General features: G+C 65.4%; 9 protein-coding genes. 5 read left to right on the top strand and 4 right to left on the bottom strand.

Going from position 1 to position 15,530, the window contains the following annotated elements:
• Nucleotides 1-53 precede the first annotated feature (53 nt).
• The 3 genes from odhB to AC27VE_RS19770 all read right to left on the bottom strand — a co-directional run bounded on the left by odhB (nucleotide 54) and on the right by AC27VE_RS19770 (nucleotide 5,054).
• Complete coding sequence (odhB, locus tag AC27VE_RS19780; RefSeq protein ID WP_488704754.1) at nucleotides 54-1,286, bottom strand: 2-oxoglutarate dehydrogenase complex dihydrolipoyllysine-residue succinyltransferase; 1,233 nt, start codon at nucleotides 1,284-1,286, stop codon at nucleotides 54-56.
• A gap of 102 nt (nucleotides 1,287-1,388) precedes the next feature.
• On the bottom strand, nucleotides 1,389-4,256 hold the full coding sequence (locus AC27VE_RS19775; protein ID WP_427958273.1) for a 2-oxoglutarate dehydrogenase E1 component: 2,868 nt from the start codon (nucleotides 4,254-4,256) through the stop codon (nucleotides 1,389-1,391).
• 327 nt (nucleotides 4,257-4,583) lie between these two features.
• Entirely contained in the window at nucleotides 4,584-5,054 is a 471-nt protein-coding gene (locus AC27VE_RS19770; protein WP_427958274.1) for an Lrp/AsnC family transcriptional regulator, read from the bottom strand.
• Between the two features lie 190 nt (nucleotides 5,055-5,244).
• On the opposite strand from AC27VE_RS19770, the gene AC27VE_RS19765 reads away from it, so the two are divergent.
• From AC27VE_RS19765 to AC27VE_RS19750, 4 genes are all read left to right on the top strand, one after another.
• Nucleotides 5,245-6,261, top strand: a complete 1,017-nt coding sequence (locus AC27VE_RS19765) for a 1-aminocyclopropane-1-carboxylate deaminase (RefSeq protein WP_488704753.1) — start codon at nucleotides 5,245-5,247, stop codon at nucleotides 6,259-6,261.
• A gap of 210 nt (nucleotides 6,262-6,471) precedes the next feature.
• Nucleotides 6,472-7,416: an allantoinase PuuE gene (puuE, locus tag AC27VE_RS19760; protein ID WP_488704752.1), complete on the top strand. Its 945-nt coding sequence runs from the start codon at nucleotides 6,472-6,474 to the stop codon at nucleotides 7,414-7,416.
• A gap of 11 nt (nucleotides 7,417-7,427) precedes the next feature.
• Nucleotides 7,428-9,152, top strand: a complete 1,725-nt coding sequence (locus AC27VE_RS19755; protein WP_488704751.1) for a hydantoinase/carbamoylase family amidase — start codon at nucleotides 7,428-7,430, stop codon at nucleotides 9,150-9,152.
• Nucleotides 9,149-10,378: a M20 family metallopeptidase gene (locus tag AC27VE_RS19750; protein WP_488704750.1), complete on the top strand. Its 1,230-nt coding sequence runs from the start codon at nucleotides 9,149-9,151 to the stop codon at nucleotides 10,376-10,378. Before AC27VE_RS19755 ends, AC27VE_RS19750 begins: the two co-directional genes overlap by 4 nt.
• Nucleotides 10,379-10,445: 67 nt before the next feature.
• On the opposite strand, the gene AC27VE_RS19745 is transcribed toward AC27VE_RS19750, so the two are convergent.
• Nucleotides 10,446-12,500: an OPT family oligopeptide transporter gene (locus AC27VE_RS19745; protein ID WP_488704749.1), complete on the bottom strand. Its 2,055-nt coding sequence runs from the start codon at nucleotides 12,498-12,500 to the stop codon at nucleotides 10,446-10,448.
• 220 nt (nucleotides 12,501-12,720) lie between these two features.
• On the opposite strand from AC27VE_RS19745, the gene mdeB reads away from it, so the two are divergent.
• Complete coding sequence (gene mdeB / locus AC27VE_RS19740) at nucleotides 12,721-15,408, top strand: alpha-ketoglutarate dehydrogenase (protein WP_488704748.1); 2,688 nt, start codon at nucleotides 12,721-12,723, stop codon at nucleotides 15,406-15,408.
• Nucleotides 15,409-15,530: the final 122 nt, after the last annotated feature.

The raw sequence follows: 15,530 nt of genomic DNA, 5'->3' as shown, positions 1-15,530 counted from the left end.
GGGGCGCCGCAGGCCCGAAGGCCGGGTGCGGCGCCACGCGCGGAGCGTCGAGATTACAGGTCCAGCAACAGACGCTGCGGATCTTCCAGGGCGTCCTTCATGGCGACCAGGCCCAGCACGGCTTCGCGGCCGTCGATGATGCGGTGGTCGTAGGACAGCGCCAGGTAGTTCATCGGGCGGATGACGATCTGGCCGTTTTCGACAACGGCGCGATCCTTGGTGGCGTGCACGCCCAGGATGGCCGATTGCGGCGGGTTGATGATCGGGGTCGACAGCATCGAACCGAACACGCCACCGTTGGAGATCGAGAACGTGCCGCCGGTCATTTCTTCAATGCCCAGCTTGCCGTCAGCGGCGCGGCGGCCGAAGTCAGCGATGGTCTTTTCGATTTCAGCAATGGACAGCTGGTCGGCGTTGCGCAGGATCGGCACCACCAGGCCACGCGGGCTGCCGACAGCGATACCGATGTCGAAGTAGCCGTGATAGATGATGTCCTTGCCGTCGATCGACGCGTTGATCAGCGGGTACTTCTTCAGCGCGGCCACAGCGGCCTTGACGAAGAACGACATGAAACCCAGCTTGATGCCGTGTTCCTTTTCGAACTTGTCCTTGTACTTGCTGCGCAGATCGATGACCGCTTGCATGTTCACTTCGTTGAACGTGGTCAGGATCGCGTTTTCTTGCTGCGATTGCAGCAGGCGCTCGGCGATGCGGGCGCGCAGGCGGCTCATCGGCACGCGCTGTTCCGGACGGCCGTCCAGCGACAGCGTGGTCGGGGCGGGAGCAGCCGGGGCCTTGGCCGGCGCGGCCTTGGCGGCGGGAGCGCTGGCGGCCAGGGCGTCGCCCTTGGTCACGCGGCCATCACGGCCGGTGCCAGCCACGGAAGCGGCATCAACGCCCTTCTCGGCCAGGATCTTGGAAGCGGCGGGCGATGCCACGCCAGCGGCGGCGGTCGAAGCCGGGGCAGTGGCGGCCGGAGCAGCAGCGGCTTGGGCAGCGGCCGGGGCGGCGGCAGCCGGAGCGGTCGCGGCGGCGGCGGCCTTGCCAGCGGTGTCGATGCGGGCCAGCACTTCGCCCGAGGTCACGGTGCTGCCATCGCCCTTGACGATTTCGGCCAGCACGCCCGAGGCGGGAGCCGGCACTTCCAGCACGACCTTGTCGGTTTCGACTTCGATCAGGATTTCGTCCGCTTCAACGGCAGCGCCCGGCTGCTTCTTCCAGGTCAGCAGGGTCGCTTCGGAGACGGATTCGGAAAGTTGGGGGACGACGACGTCGGTAATAGCCATTTTGTTTGTTCCGTAAAGTTGTGTTCTGGTCACGCGGCGCGGCAAGGTTCGAAACTGGGTTCCTGAACGCTTGCCGCCCGCGGCGCGTGCATCAAGTCAGGATTACTTCGTCAACATGACCTTGAACTTGGGCGCGAAAGCCGTTTCGACCAGGGCCTTCTGCTGCTCCTGGTGCTTGGCCAGGTAGCCCACGGCCGGCGATGCCGACGCGGCACGACCAGCGTAGCCCAGCTTTTGGCCTTCGACCATGTTCTCGTACACGTGATGCTGAACGTAGAACCAGGCGCCTTGGTTCTGCGGTTCGTCCTGAACCCAGATCACTTCGGTTGCCTTCGGGTACTTGCGCAGTTCCGTTTCGAACGACTTGTGTGCAAACGGGTACAGCTGCTCGACACGGACGATCGCGACGTTGTCGGCGCCACGCTCGCGGCGGGCGTTGACCAGGTCGTAGTACACCTTGCCCGAGCAAGCCAGCACGCGCTTGACCTTGCTGGCGTCGATCGTGTCGTCCACTTCGCCGATCACCGGGTGGAAGCTGCCACCGGCCAGATCGGTCAGCGGGGAGCCTGCATCCTTGTTGCGCAGCAGCGACTTCGGCGTGAACAGCACCAGCGGCTTGCGGAACGGGCGGATCATCTGGCGGCGCAGAACGTGGAAGATCTGCGAGGCAGAGGTCGGCTGGACCACTTGCATGTTGTTGTCGGCGCACAGCTGCAGGAAGCGCTCGATGCGGCCCGAGGAGTGCTCGGGGCCCTGGCCTTCGTAGCCGTGCGGCAGCATCAGCGTCAGGCCCGACTGGCGGCCCCACTTGGCTTCGCCGGAGCTGATGAACTGGTCGATCACGACCTGGGCGCCGTTGACGAAGTCGCCAAACTGGCCTTCCCAGATGGTCAGCGTGTTCGGTTCAGCGCTGGAGTAGCCGTATTCAAAGCCCAGCACCGCCTCTTCGGACAGCACGGAGTCGATGACGGTGAACGGCGCCTGGCCTTCCGACACGTTCTGCAGCGGAATGTAGGTGCCGTCGTTCCAGCGTTCGCGGTTCTGGTCGTGCAGCACGGCGTGGCGGTGCGTGAACGTGCCGCGGCCCGAGTCCTGGCCGGTGATGCGGATGGCGTAGCCCGAGGACACCAGGGTCGCGAAGGCGAGGTGTTCGCCCATGCCCCAGTCCAGGTTCATTTCGCCCTTGGCCATCGTGCGGCGGTCGTTCAGCAGCTTGGCGACCAGCGGGTGCACCGTGAAGCCTTCCGGAACCGTCGTGATGCGTTCGCCGATGCGCTTGAGTTCAGCCAGCGGCACGGCCGTGTCGGCCTGGTCGGTCCACTTGGCGCCCAGGAACGGCGACCAGTCGATCGCGTACTTGCTCTTGTAGTCGGTCAGCACCGGTTCGATGGTGCGCTGGCCATCTTCCATCAGCTGGCGGTAATCCTTCACCAGTTGATCGGCTTCGCCTTCAGCCAGCACGCCTTGCGTGGTCAGCTTGTCAGCGTACAGCTTGCGCGTGCCGGGGTGATGGCCGATGCGCTTGTACATCAGGGGCTGCGTCAGCGACGGGGTGTCTTGCTCGTTGTGGCCCAGCTTGCGGAAGCAAACGATGTCCACGACGATGTCGTGACGGAATTGCAGACGGTAGTCCAGCGCCAGCTTGGTGACGAACACCACGGCTTCGGGATCGTCGCCGTTGACGTGGAACACCGGGGCTTCGATCATCTTGACCACGTCGGTGCAATACAGCGTCGAACGCGAGTCGCGCGGGTCGGACGTCGTGAAGCCGATCTGGTTGTTGATGACGATGTGCAGCGTGCCGCCCGTGCCGTAGCCGCGGGTCTGCGCCAGGTTCAGCGTTTCCATGACCACGCCCTGGCCGGCGAAAGCCGCGTCGCCGTGCACCAGCACCGGCAGCACTTGCTTGCCTTCGGCGTCGCCGCGGCGTTCCTGGCGAGCGCGCACGCTGCCTTCGACCACGGGGTTGACGATTTCCAGGTGGGACGGGTTGAAGGCCAACGACAGGTGGACCGGGCCGCCACGGGTGGACAGGTCGCTGGAGAAGCCGTTGTGGTACTTCACGTCGCCGTCGGTCAGGCCTTCGGCGTGCTTGCCTTCGAACTCGGCGAACAGGTCGCCAGGCATCTTGCCCATGATGTTCACGAGCAGGTTCAGGCGGCCGCGGTGGGCCATGCCGACCACGATTTCCTGGACGCCGTTTTCACCGGCGTGGTTCACCACTTCGTCCATCGAGGCGATGAAGCTTTCGCCGCCTTCCAGCGAGAAGCGCTTCTGGCCGACGTACTTGGTGTGCAGGAAGCGCTCGAGCCCTTCGGACTCGGTCAGCTGCTGCAGGATGTGGCGCTTTTCTTCGACCGAGTAGGCGGGCGCGCCCAGGGTGGTTTCCAGGCGTTCCTGGATCCAGCGCTTGGCAGCGGGGTCGGAGATGTGCGTGAATTCAGCACCGATGCTGCGGCAATACGTGTCGCGCAGCGCCTTCAGGATGTCGCGCAGCGTCATCGTGCTGGCGGTCGTGAAGTAGGTGTTGGTGGCCGAGTAGGTCTGGTCCAGATCGGCTTCGGTCAGGCCGTAGAAGGCGGGATCGAGTTCCGGGATCGGGGGACGTTCCTGGCGCTTGAGCGGATCCAGGTCGGCCCAGCGCGAACCCAGCGAGCGGTAGGCGGCAATCAGCGACTGCACCGAAACCTGCTTGCTGGCGACGCTCAGGTCGGGTTCGGCCGAGCGTTGCACGAAGGCATTGGCCTTGGCGCGCTGGGCAAACGATTCGACGATGGGAGCGTGGGCCTGGTCGCGAGTGGATTCCTGGCCGTCGGTTGCGGGAGCATGCTGCAGCTGGTCGAAATACTCGCGCCAGTTATCAGGTACCGAACCGGGATTGTCGAGGTAGGCTTCGTAAAGCTCCTCAACATAAGGGGCGTTACCCCCAAAGAGATAAGACGTGGATAGAGATTCTATTTCCGAAGACATATCGCTTCACCTTTACGAGTGCTTCACTCGACACGATGCAGGAAAACCTTCCGCAGCACGGGCTTCCCGTTAAGCGGATCGCAGGGGCAGAAGGCGCGTACAAGCCTTGATAGCCGTATGGTTGAAAGTATAACCCTTTGAGTTTATGGGCGTCTTCTTGCGTTTCTGTGACGCAAAAGCCGAATCGGAATGCCTGCATGCGGCTTTGGAATGTCCGTCGAACGCCTGCAATCCAGCCGTCTACACGCCATCAAATTCCGTCAATCGAAAATGCCGCAGCGCGTCATTTTCAGGCACTCCAAACCAGAGTGTTGCGCAATAGCCGCGTCATACCGGCAGCGAGGTCGTGGACAGGATCTCTTTCAACACGAAAAAGGTGCGGATCTGGCGTACGCCGGGCAACTTGATGATCTCGCCCGCATGCAGCTTGTTGAAGCGTTCCAGATCACGTATGCGCAACATCAGGAAGTAGTCGAATTCACCCGCCACCAGATGGCACTCCAGGCAGCCGCTGATGCCGCGCGCGGCTTCCTCGAAATCGGTGAAGGACTCAGGCGTGGAACGGTCCAGCACCACGCCCACGATGACCAGGGTGGCCATGTCGACCTCAGCCGGTTCCAGCAGCGCGACCGTCTTCTTGATCACGCCTTCGGCCTTGAGCTTTTCCACGCGGCGCAGGCAGGCGGCGGGACTCAGGTGCACGCGCGCGCTCAGGTCGAGGTTCGTGATCTGCGCGTCGTCCTGCAGCACGCGCAGGATGTGGCGGTCGATGCGGTCCAGGCCCGAGGCGACGTTCATTTGATATGTCCCTGAAAATTTAATTTCGTTGTTGTTTTTATATTCGAAATATTGGATTTCTAACAACGGTTATTAATAACTTTAAACACGGAAAATCGATAAATAACGCAATTGACCGCAAATCCCGACGATTCCTATGATTTCTCCATCCGCGCCACCCGCCCGGCCCGGACTTTTCCCAGGAGCCCGCATGGATCTGCAACGATTTCCCCGCCACCGCCTGACCTTCGGCGACACCCCCATTGAAAAGCTCGATCGGCTGTCCGCCCACCTGGGCGGCAAGGTCGACATCTACGCCAAGCGCGAAGACTGCAACAGCGGCCTGGCCTTCGGCGGCAACAAGCTGCGCAAGCTGGAATACCTGATCCCGCAGGCGCTGGAGCAAGGCTGCGACACGCTGGTGACGATCGGCGGCATCCAGTCCAACCACACCCGCATGGTGGCAGCCGTCGCCGCCAAGCTGGGGCTGGCCTGCGTGCTGGTCCAGGAAAACTGGGTGGACTATTCGGACGCGGTCTATGACCGCGTCGGCAACATCATGATGAGCCGCCTGATGGGCGCCGACGTGCGGCTGGTGGACCAGGGCTTCGACATCGGCTTCCGGCGCAGCTGGGAAGAAGCGCTGGAAGACGTGAGAAAGCGCGGCGGCAAGCCCTACGCCATCCCTGCCGGCGCCTCCGACCATGAACTGGGCGGCCTGGGGTACGTGGGCTTTGCCGAAGAGGTGCGGCGCCAGGAAGCCGACCTGGGGTTCAAGTTCGACTACATCGTCGTGTGCGCCGTCACCGGCAGCACCCAGGCCGGCATGGTGGTGGGCTTTGCCGCCGACGGGCGCGCCGACCGCGTCATCGGCATCGACGCTTCTGGCACGCCTGAGCAGACGCGTGCGCAGATCCTGCGCATCGCACAGCGCACGGCGGACCTGGTGGGGTTGGAGACAGGCATCGCCGACAGCGACGTGGTGCTGGACACGCGTTACGCGTATCCGGCCTATGGCCTGCCTTCCGCCGAAACCAACGACGCCATCCGCACCTGCGCGCGGCTGGAAGGCATGATGACCGACCCGGTCTACGAAGGAAAATCCATGCAGGGGATGATGGACATCATCCGCCGCGGCGAAATCCCGGCGGGATCGAAGGTCCTGTATGCGCACCTGGGAGGGGTGCCGGCGATCAACGCCTACAGCTTTCTCTACCGCAACGGCTGAGGCCGGCTTCGGGGCCATGGGCTGGCCCGCGGGCGATCTGCGTTAAACGATGCCGGCGTGCATGGGGACGTGCGCCGGCATTAGCGTTTTCCTCAGTGATGTACATAAATTGTATACAGAGGCTTGCTTTCCCGCTATTGTTTAGCCGAACATGACGCGACCGCCCTGCGGCGCCCGCTTGTCGAATCCGGCCCTCTGCCCGCCTCCTTCATGCATACCTACGACTCCACGCTTGCCTATCCCCGCGACCTGATCGGCTACGGCCGGAATCCGCCGCACGCCCAATGGCCCGGCCGCGCCCGCATCGCCGTGCAGTTCGTGCTGAATTACGAAGAAGGCGGCGAGAACAGCGTGCTGCACGGCGACGCCGGGTCTGAACAGTTCCTGTCCGAAATGTTCAATCCCGCCAGCTACCCCGATCGCCACCTCAGCATGGAAGGCATTTATGAATACGGATCACGCGCGGGCGTCTGGCGCATCCTGCGGGAATTCGAAAAGCGGCAGCTGCCGCTGACGGTCTTTGGCGTCGGCATGGCGTTGCAGCGCCACCCCGAGCTGACCGCGGCATTCGTCGAACTCGGCCACGAGATCGCATGCCACGGCTGGCGGTGGGTGCACTACCAGAACGTGGACGAATCCACCGAGCGCGAACACATGCGCCTGGGCATGGACGCCATCACCCGCCTTACCGGCATCCGCCCCCTGGGCTGGTACACGGGGCGCGACAGCCCGCGCACCCGCCGCCTGGTGGCCGACGACGGCGGCTTCGAGTACGACAGCGACTACTACGGCGACGACCTGCCCTTCTGGATGCAGGTGCAAAAAACCGACGGCAGCGTCGTGCCGCAACTGATCGTGCCTTACACGCTGGACTGCAACGACATGCGTTTCGCCTTGCCGCAAGGCTATTCGCACGCCGATCCGTTCTTCCAATACCTGAAAGACAGCTTCGACGTGCTCTACGCCGAAGGCGAGGACTCGCCCAAGATGCTCAGCATCGGCATGCACTGCCGCCTGCTGGGGCGTCCGGGCCGCATCACCGCGCTGCAACGTTTCCTGGATCACATCGCCAGCCATGACCGTGTATGGGTGTGCCGCCGGCTGGACATCGCTCGCCACTGGAAGGCCACGCATCCCTATCTTCCGAATTGCTAAGGGTAATGACCATGGTTTCAACCCTGGAACAACTTAACGCCGCCACGCACGACGATGCTGCGGCCATGCTCGACGGCCTGTATGCGCAGTCGCCATGGATCGCCCGCCAGGCCTTGCGGGCGCGCCCCTTCCGGTCGCTGGCGCAATTGCAGCACCAGCTGCGCCACGTCGTCGACAGCGCGGATGCCGACACCCGGCTTGCGCTGATCCGCGCCCAGCCGGAACTGTCGGACGTGACCGATTTCACTCCCGACGCGCTGACGCGCCTTCAGCAGCTGCGCGCGCATTACAACGACCGCTTCGGTTTTCCGTTCGTCCTGGCCGGGCGCGACCCGCGCGGCGTCCCGCTCACTCCCCAGCAGATCATCGACGAACTGGTGCGCCGCCTGGACAACCCGGCGGACGTCGAACACCAGGAAGCGCTGCGCAGCATTCACCGCATGGCCGAAATCCGGTTGGGCGGCGACTTCGGCATCGATCTCTCGACAGGCAACGACATCTGGGACTGGCACGAAGCGCTCAGCCAGCACAGCGATCCCGGCTACGCCGAAAAAGGCCAGCTCACCGTCACGTACCTGACCGACGCCCATCGCGCCTGCGCCCAGCGCATCTCGCAATGGATGCGCGATTGCGGCTTCGACGAGGTTGACATCGACGCGGTCGGCAACGTGGTCGGCCGCTACCACGCGGACCGTGCCGACGCCCCCACGCTGATGACGGGCAGCCATTTCGACACTGTGCGCAATGGCGGCAAATACGACGGCCGGCTGGGCATCTTCGTGCCAATGGCGTGCGTGCGCGAATTGCACCGCCAGGGCAGGCGCCTGCCCTACCACCTGGAGGTAATTGGCTTTGCCGAAGAGGAAGGCCAGCGTTACCGCGCCACCTTCCTGGGTTCGGGCGCGCTGATCGGCGATTTCAAGCCCGAATGGCTGGACCAGAAAGACGCCCAAGGCATCACCATGCGCGAGGCCATGCAGCACGCCGGCCTGCGCATCGACGACATTCCGACGTTGCGCCGCGATGCCTCCCGCTATCTGGGCTTTATCGAAGTGCATATCGAACAAGGGCCGGTGCTGTTCGAAATGGGCTTGCCGCTGGGCATCGTCACGTCCATCAACGGCAGCGTGCGCTACATGGTGCAGATATTCGGCATGGCCTGCCATGCCGGCACCACGCCGATGGACCGGCGCCGCGACGCCGCCACGGCCACAGCCGAACTGGCGCTGTACGTCGAACGGCGCGCAGCCCAGGACGGCGACTCCGTCGGCACGATCGGGATGCTTGAAGTGCCGAACGGTTCGATCAACGTCGTACCGGGCGAATGCCGCTTCAGCCTGGACTTGCGCGCCCCCAGCGACCCGCAACGCGATGCGCTCGTCAACGACGTGCTGGCTGAGCTGGCCGCCATCTGCCAGCGGCGCGGCTTGCGCTACACCCTGGAAGAAACAATGCGCGCCGCCGCCGCCCCCAGCGACCCCGCGTGGCAACTGCGCTGGGAACGCGCGGTCGACGCGCTGGGCGTCCCCCTCTACCGCATGCCAAGCGGCGCGGGCCACGACGCGATGAAGCTGCACGAGGTCATGCCGCAAGCCATGCTGTTTGTGCGCGGCCAGAACGCCGGCATCAGCCACAACCCCCGTGAATCCACCACTAGCGACGACATCCAGCTTGCCGCGTTTGCCATGCAACGCCTGCTGGACGACCTTGCCAACGACTCCTCACCTGCAAAATGACCGACTACGATCGCCTGGATGCCTGGGTTGATGCCCACTTTGACGAGGAAGTCCGCTTCCTGCAGTCGCTCGTGCGCGTCCCCACCGACACGCCGCCCGGCAACAATGCGCCGCACGCGGCGCGCACCGCCGAACTGCTGCAAGACTTTGGCTTTGACGCCGAAGCGCATCCGGTACCGGCGGACGCGGTACAGGACTACGGCCTGGAATCCATCACCAACCTGATCGTGCGGCGCGAGTACGGCCCTGGCCGCCGCATCGCGCTCAATGCCCATGGCGACGTGGTGCCCCCGGGCGACGGCTGGCAGCACGACCCCTATGGCGGCGAAATCGAAGACGGCAGCCTCTACGGCCGCGCATCGGCCGTCAGCAAGAGCGACTTCGCCAGTTTCACGTTCGCGGTGCGCGCGCTGGAAGCCGTGGCCAAGCCGAGCCATGGCGCGGTCGAGCTGCACTTCACGTATGACGAAGAGTTCGGCGGGCTGCTTGGGCCGGGCTGGCTGCTGGCCCAGGGCCTGACCAAGCCCGACCTGCTGATCGCCGCGGGCTTCAGCTACGAAGTCGTGACGGCGCACAACGGCTGCCTACAAATGGAAGTGACCGTGCAGGGCAAGATGGCGCATGCCGCCATTCCGACCAGCGGCGTGGACGCGCTGCAAGGCGCGGTCAAGATCTTGAACGCGTTGTATGCGCAGAACGCGCGGTACCAGCAAGTGACTTCAGACGTGCCAGGCATCACGCACCCCTATCTGAATGTCGGACGCATCGAAGGCGGCACCAACACCAACGTGGTGCCCGGCAAGGTCAGCTTCAAGCTGGACCGCCGCATGATCCCGGAAGAAAACGCCGCCGAAGTCGAAGCAGACATCCGCCGGATCATCCAGGAAGCCGCGGCCTCGTCGCCGGGCATCACGGTCGAGATCAAGCGCCTGTTGCTGGCCAACTCGATGCGCCCCCTGCCCGGCAATGAACCGCTGGTCAGCGCCATTCAGAAGCACGGGGAAGCCCTCTTCGGCGAACCCATCCCTGCCATGGGCACCCCGCTGTACACCGACGTGCGCCTGTATGCCGAAGCCGGCATTCCTGGCGTGATCTACGGCGCCGGCCCGCGCACGGTGCTGGAATCGCACGCCAAGCGCAATGATGAACGCGTGGTGCTGGAAGATCTGCGCCGCGCGACGAAAGTCATTGCGCGCACGCTGTCCGATCTGCTCAAGCCGGCCTGATCCGCCTGCACGCATCACCCTGGGGACGGCAGGCGGTCGATGACCGCCCCGCCGCCCCGGGCCAGCACTAGGCCAGGCGCATCACCCGGCGCCAGAACAACACGGCCACCAGCACGAACGCGGCCAGCCCCAGGTAGGAGGCGATCTCCGCGAAGCCCGGGCCGGTAAGCGCCAACGGCGCGTCCGAACCGCTGGCGCCGATCACCGCGGCCATCAGCACGCCCACCAGGCTTTCGCCCACGATCAGGCCAGACGCAATCAGCACGCCGCGCCGATTGGGCGCATCCGCGAATTGCTCATAGGGCTTGCCGGCGGCGATAGCGCGGCGGCGCAACGCGCGCTCCAGCAGCCATGCCAGCACGGCGCCGGCCACGATGGGCGCGGCCACCGTCGGCGGCAGATAGATGCCGATGCCCACCGCCAGGACCGGAATGCGGGCCACGCGGCAGGTGCGCTTAAGTATTTCGTCCACCACAATCAGGCCCACGCCCACGGCCATGCCGATCAGGATCATGGTCCAGTTCAACTGGTGGGTGAAGATGCCACGTGCAATCGCCAGCATCAATGTCGCCTGCGGGGCGGACAGGGCCTGCGCCGGATCCATGCCTTCGCGCGGCATCGCGTCCGCGAAGCCGTAGGCGTTGTACAGCAGTTCCAGCACCGGCGAGATCACTGCGGCGCCGACCACGCAGCCGATCAATAGCGCCACCTGCTGTCGCCACGGCGTGGCACCCACCAGCCAACCGGTCTTCAGGTCTTGCAGGTTGTCGTTCGAGATCGACGCCACGGCCACCACCGCCGACGTGCTGAAGATGGACAGCGCGATCGCCATCTGCACGCCGTTCTGCACGCCCAGCAATTCCCCGCCCAGGGCCAGCATCAGCAGCGACACCAGCACGATGGCCACGATGCCCACGCCCGAGATCGGGCTGGTCGACGAGCCCACCAGGCCCGCCATGTAGCCGCAGGCCGCCGCCACCAGGAAGCCGAACACGAAGGCAAACAGCACGGCGTAGGCCACCAGTTTCCAGATGGCGCCAGCCGACAGCGGCGCGCCCGACAGGAACACCTGGAAGGTAATCACCAGAATCGCCACCAGGACCAGCGTCACGACCGAAATCCACCCGGCCGACAGGTCGCGCTCGGTACGCGGCGCCTGGCCGGCCCGGGCGGCGCCCGCCTTCGTCAATGCCGAAAACGACGCCTTGACGCCGCGCGCCATCGGCATGAACAGGGTCGCCAGCGTCCAGATCGCGCCCACGCCGATCACGCCGGCGCCGATGAAGCGCACTTGCGACGACCACAGGCCGGTGGCGTATTGCGCCAGCGTCTGCCCGGCGGGCATGTCGCCCATGGCCGTCAGGACGGGCACCGCGATGCCCCACGAAATGATCAGGCCCGTCAGCATGGCCAGGCCCGCGACGATGCCGATGAGGTAACCCGCGCCCAGGAGCGCCAGCGAAAAGCCCATCGGCAGGCGGAACACCGCGCCGCCCAGGGCGAACCAGCCGCTCACGCCGTCGCCCAGCACGCGCAGGCCGCTGGCGGCAAAGCTGACCACCGCCGCCACGACGCCGCCGGTCACGATGTCGCCCATGCCGGTCGCAGCGGGCTTGGCATCGGACTTCCCCGACGACTCGTCGGCGGCGTCTTGCGCGCGTTCGGCGCTGCCCACCCGCAGGATCTCGGCCGCCGCCACGCCTTCGGGGTACGGCAGGTCGCTTTGCACCACCATCACGTGGCGCAGCGGGATGGTGAACATCACGCCCAGCATGCCGCCGGCCGCGCAGATGCCCAGCGTCTGCCAGAACGGGAAGCCCTGCCAATGCCCCATCATGACCAGCGCGGGCAGGATGAAGATGATGGACGACAGCGTGCCGGCCGCCGAGGCCTGCGTCTGCACCATGTTGTTTTCAAGGATGTTGGCGTCCTTGAACAGGCGCAGCACCGACATCGAAATCACCGCCGCGGGAATGGCGGACGAGAACGTCAGGCCGACCTTCAGCCCCAGGAAGACGTTGGAGGCCGTGAAGATCACGGTGATCAGGGCGCCGAGCAAGACGCCGCGGAACGTCAGTTCCGGAAGGGTGACGTTTGCCGGGACGCTGACGGGTTGTGTCATTGAAGTCTCCCGATGGGAATTTCGCTAAACCGCGCATTCTAGCGCTTCGGCGTCCACCCAGTGGTCACCACGCGTAAACGCCGCCTGGCGGCAGATGCTGCCGGCAATACATACGCCCGCAAAAGATTATGCTGAAAGCTGGAACATAGACCCTGGAATTTGATGACTCATGCCTGCCACACAGGTCTAGCATTGAGCGATAACAGGAGACATCACGACCATGCGCGACGCCAGCCACCCTATCGCCGGGCAAGACGACCGGCACGACGCCGACCCTTCGGAAACCGCCGAGTGGCGTGACGCCCTGCAGTCGCTGGTCGAGGCCGGCGGCACAAGCCGCGCCGGGTACGTGCTGGACAGCCTGCTGGGGCACGCCGCGTCGCTGGGCCTGCGCGCCAACAGCCAGACCCGCACCGCCTACCTGAACACCATTCCCGCCGACCAGGAGCCGCCCTTCCCCGGCAACCTGGCCGTTGAAGAACGCATCGCCCGCATCAACCGCTGGAACGCGCTGGCCATGGTGGTACGCGCCAACCAGGCGCATGGCGAGCTGGGCGGCCATATCGCCAGCTATGCGTCGGCCGCCGACCTGTTCGAGGTCGGTTTCAACCACTTCTTCCGCGCGCAGTCGGCCGACGGCCCCGGCGACCTGGTCTACATGCAGCCCCATTCAGCGCCCGGCGTGTATGCCCGCGCCTACCTCGAAGGCTTCCTCGGCGAAGACGACCTGGCGCACTTTCGCCAGGAAATCACCGCCACGGCGAACGGCCTGCGCGGGCTGTCGTCCTATCCCCACCCGTGGCTGATGCCGGACTTCTGGCAGTTCCCCACCGGATCCATGGGCATCGGCCCCATCAACGCCATCTACCAGGCGCGCTTCATGCGTTATCTGGAACACCGCTCGCTCGTGCCCGGCGGCGACCGCAAGGTCTGGGGCATCTTCGGCGACGGCGAAATGGACGAACCAGAATCCATCGCCGCGCTGACCTTGGCGGCGCGTGAAAAGCTCGACAACCTGGTCTTCGTCGTCAACTGCAACCTGCAGCGGCTGGACGGACCGGTGCGCGGCAACGGCCGCATCATCGACGAACTGGAAACGCTGTATGCGGGCGCGGGCTGGAACGTGATCAAGCTGGTCTGGGGCAGCGACTGGGACGCCCTGCTGCGCCGGGATACCAATGGGGCCCTGGCCCGCGCCTTCGCCAACACGGTGGACGGCCAGTTCCAGACCTTCGCCGCCAACGACGGTGCGTTCAACCGCGCCCACTTCTTCAACCAGAACCCGGAGCTGGCCGCACTGGTGGCCGACTGGACGGACGAGGCCATCGACCGCCTGCACCGTGGCGGCCACGACATGGTGAAGATCCATGCTGCCTACCACCGGGCGGCGCAACACCGCGGCCAACCCACCGTGATCCTGGCGCAGACCAAGAAAGGCTTTGGCATGGGTTCGGCCGGCCAGGGCAAGATGACGACGCACCAGCAGAAGAAGCTGGACGACGAGGCCTTGCTGGCCTTCCGCGACCGCTTCGCGCTGCCGATCTCGGACGCCGACTGCCTGGCGCTCAAGTTCTACCGCCCGGCCGAAGACAGCGCCGAACTGCGCCACCTGCAAGCGCGCCGCGCGGCGCTCGGCGGCCACATTCCCCGCCGCCGCACGCAGGCCCCGCGCCTGACCCCGCCCGATGCCGAACTCTGGGCACGCTTTGCGCTGGCCGCCGACGGCAAGGAAATGTCGTCGACCATGGCCATCGTGCGCATGCTGACCGCGCTGCTCAAGGACGCCACCGTGGGCTCGCGCATCGTGCCGATCGTCGCGGACGAAGCGCGCACGTTCGGGATGGCCAACCTGTTCCGCCAGATCGGCATCTATTCGGCGCAAGGGCAGCTGTACGAGCCCGAGGACATCGGCTCGGTCCTGTACTACCGCGAAGCGCGCGACGGCCAGATCCTGGAGGAAGGCATCACCGAGGCGGGTGCGATCTCGTCCTGGACCGCGGCCGGCACCAGCTATTCGGTCAACGGCCTGCCGATGCTGCCGTTCTATATCTATTACTCGATGTTCGGCTTCCAGCGCATCGGCGACCTGATCTGGGCCGCCGCCGACCAGCGCACGCGCGGCTTCCTGATCGGCGCCACGTCCGGGCGCACCACGCTGGGCGGCGAAGGCCTGCAGCACCAGGACGGCTCCAGCCACATCATGGCCGCCGCCGTGCCCAACTGCCGCGCCTACGACCCGGCCTACGCGTTCGAAGTCGCCGTCCTCGTCGAATACGGCATGCGCCGCATGCTGGACGAGCAGCGCGATGAATTCTTCTACCTGACGGTCACGAACGAAAACCTGGCGCAGCCCGACATGCCGGCGGACGCCGGCGTGCGCGAGGGCATCCTGCGCGGGATGTACCGGCTGCGTCCGGCGCACGGACAAGCCCAGGTGCGCCTGTTGGGCGCAGGCCCCATGCTGCGCGAAGCCGAAATGGCGGCCGATCGCTTGCGCGAACGCTATGGCGTGGACGCCGAGGTCTGGAGCGTCACCAGCTTTTCCGAGCTGGCCCGCGACGGCCGCGAGGCCGAGCGCGCCCGGGTGCTGGGGCTTGATGCCGGGGGCAGCGTGGACTGGGTCCGCCAGTGCCTGGGAACCAGCGACGCGCCCGTCATCGCGGCCACCGACTACGTGCGCGCCGTCCCTGAACAGATCCGCGCCTGGGTGCCCGCCCCCTACCGGACCTTGGGCACGGACGGCTTCGGCCGCAGCGACACCCGCGCCCAGTTGCGCGACTTCTTCGAAGTCAGCGCCGACTGGATCGTGCTGTACGCGCTGGACAGCCTGGGCCGCCAGGCCGACGCCGACACGCTGCGCCGGTCCTTGAACTCGCGCGCGCGGCAGACGCCGCCCTGGGATCTGTAGCCGCTTCGCTGCACTGCAACAACCAAGCACCCGCGCTTTCTGGTGAAATACGGGTGTTCCCTAAGCATTTCGCAAAGAAACCGGCGGGCCGCGAGCCCGCCTTTTGTCATCCCGTTTTCTTT

The organism is Achromobacter sp. 18P8.1.1 (assembly GCF_057799415.1).
The sequence above is the reverse complement of the archived record's forward strand: the minus strand, read 5'-3'. Positions and strand labels throughout refer to the sequence as shown.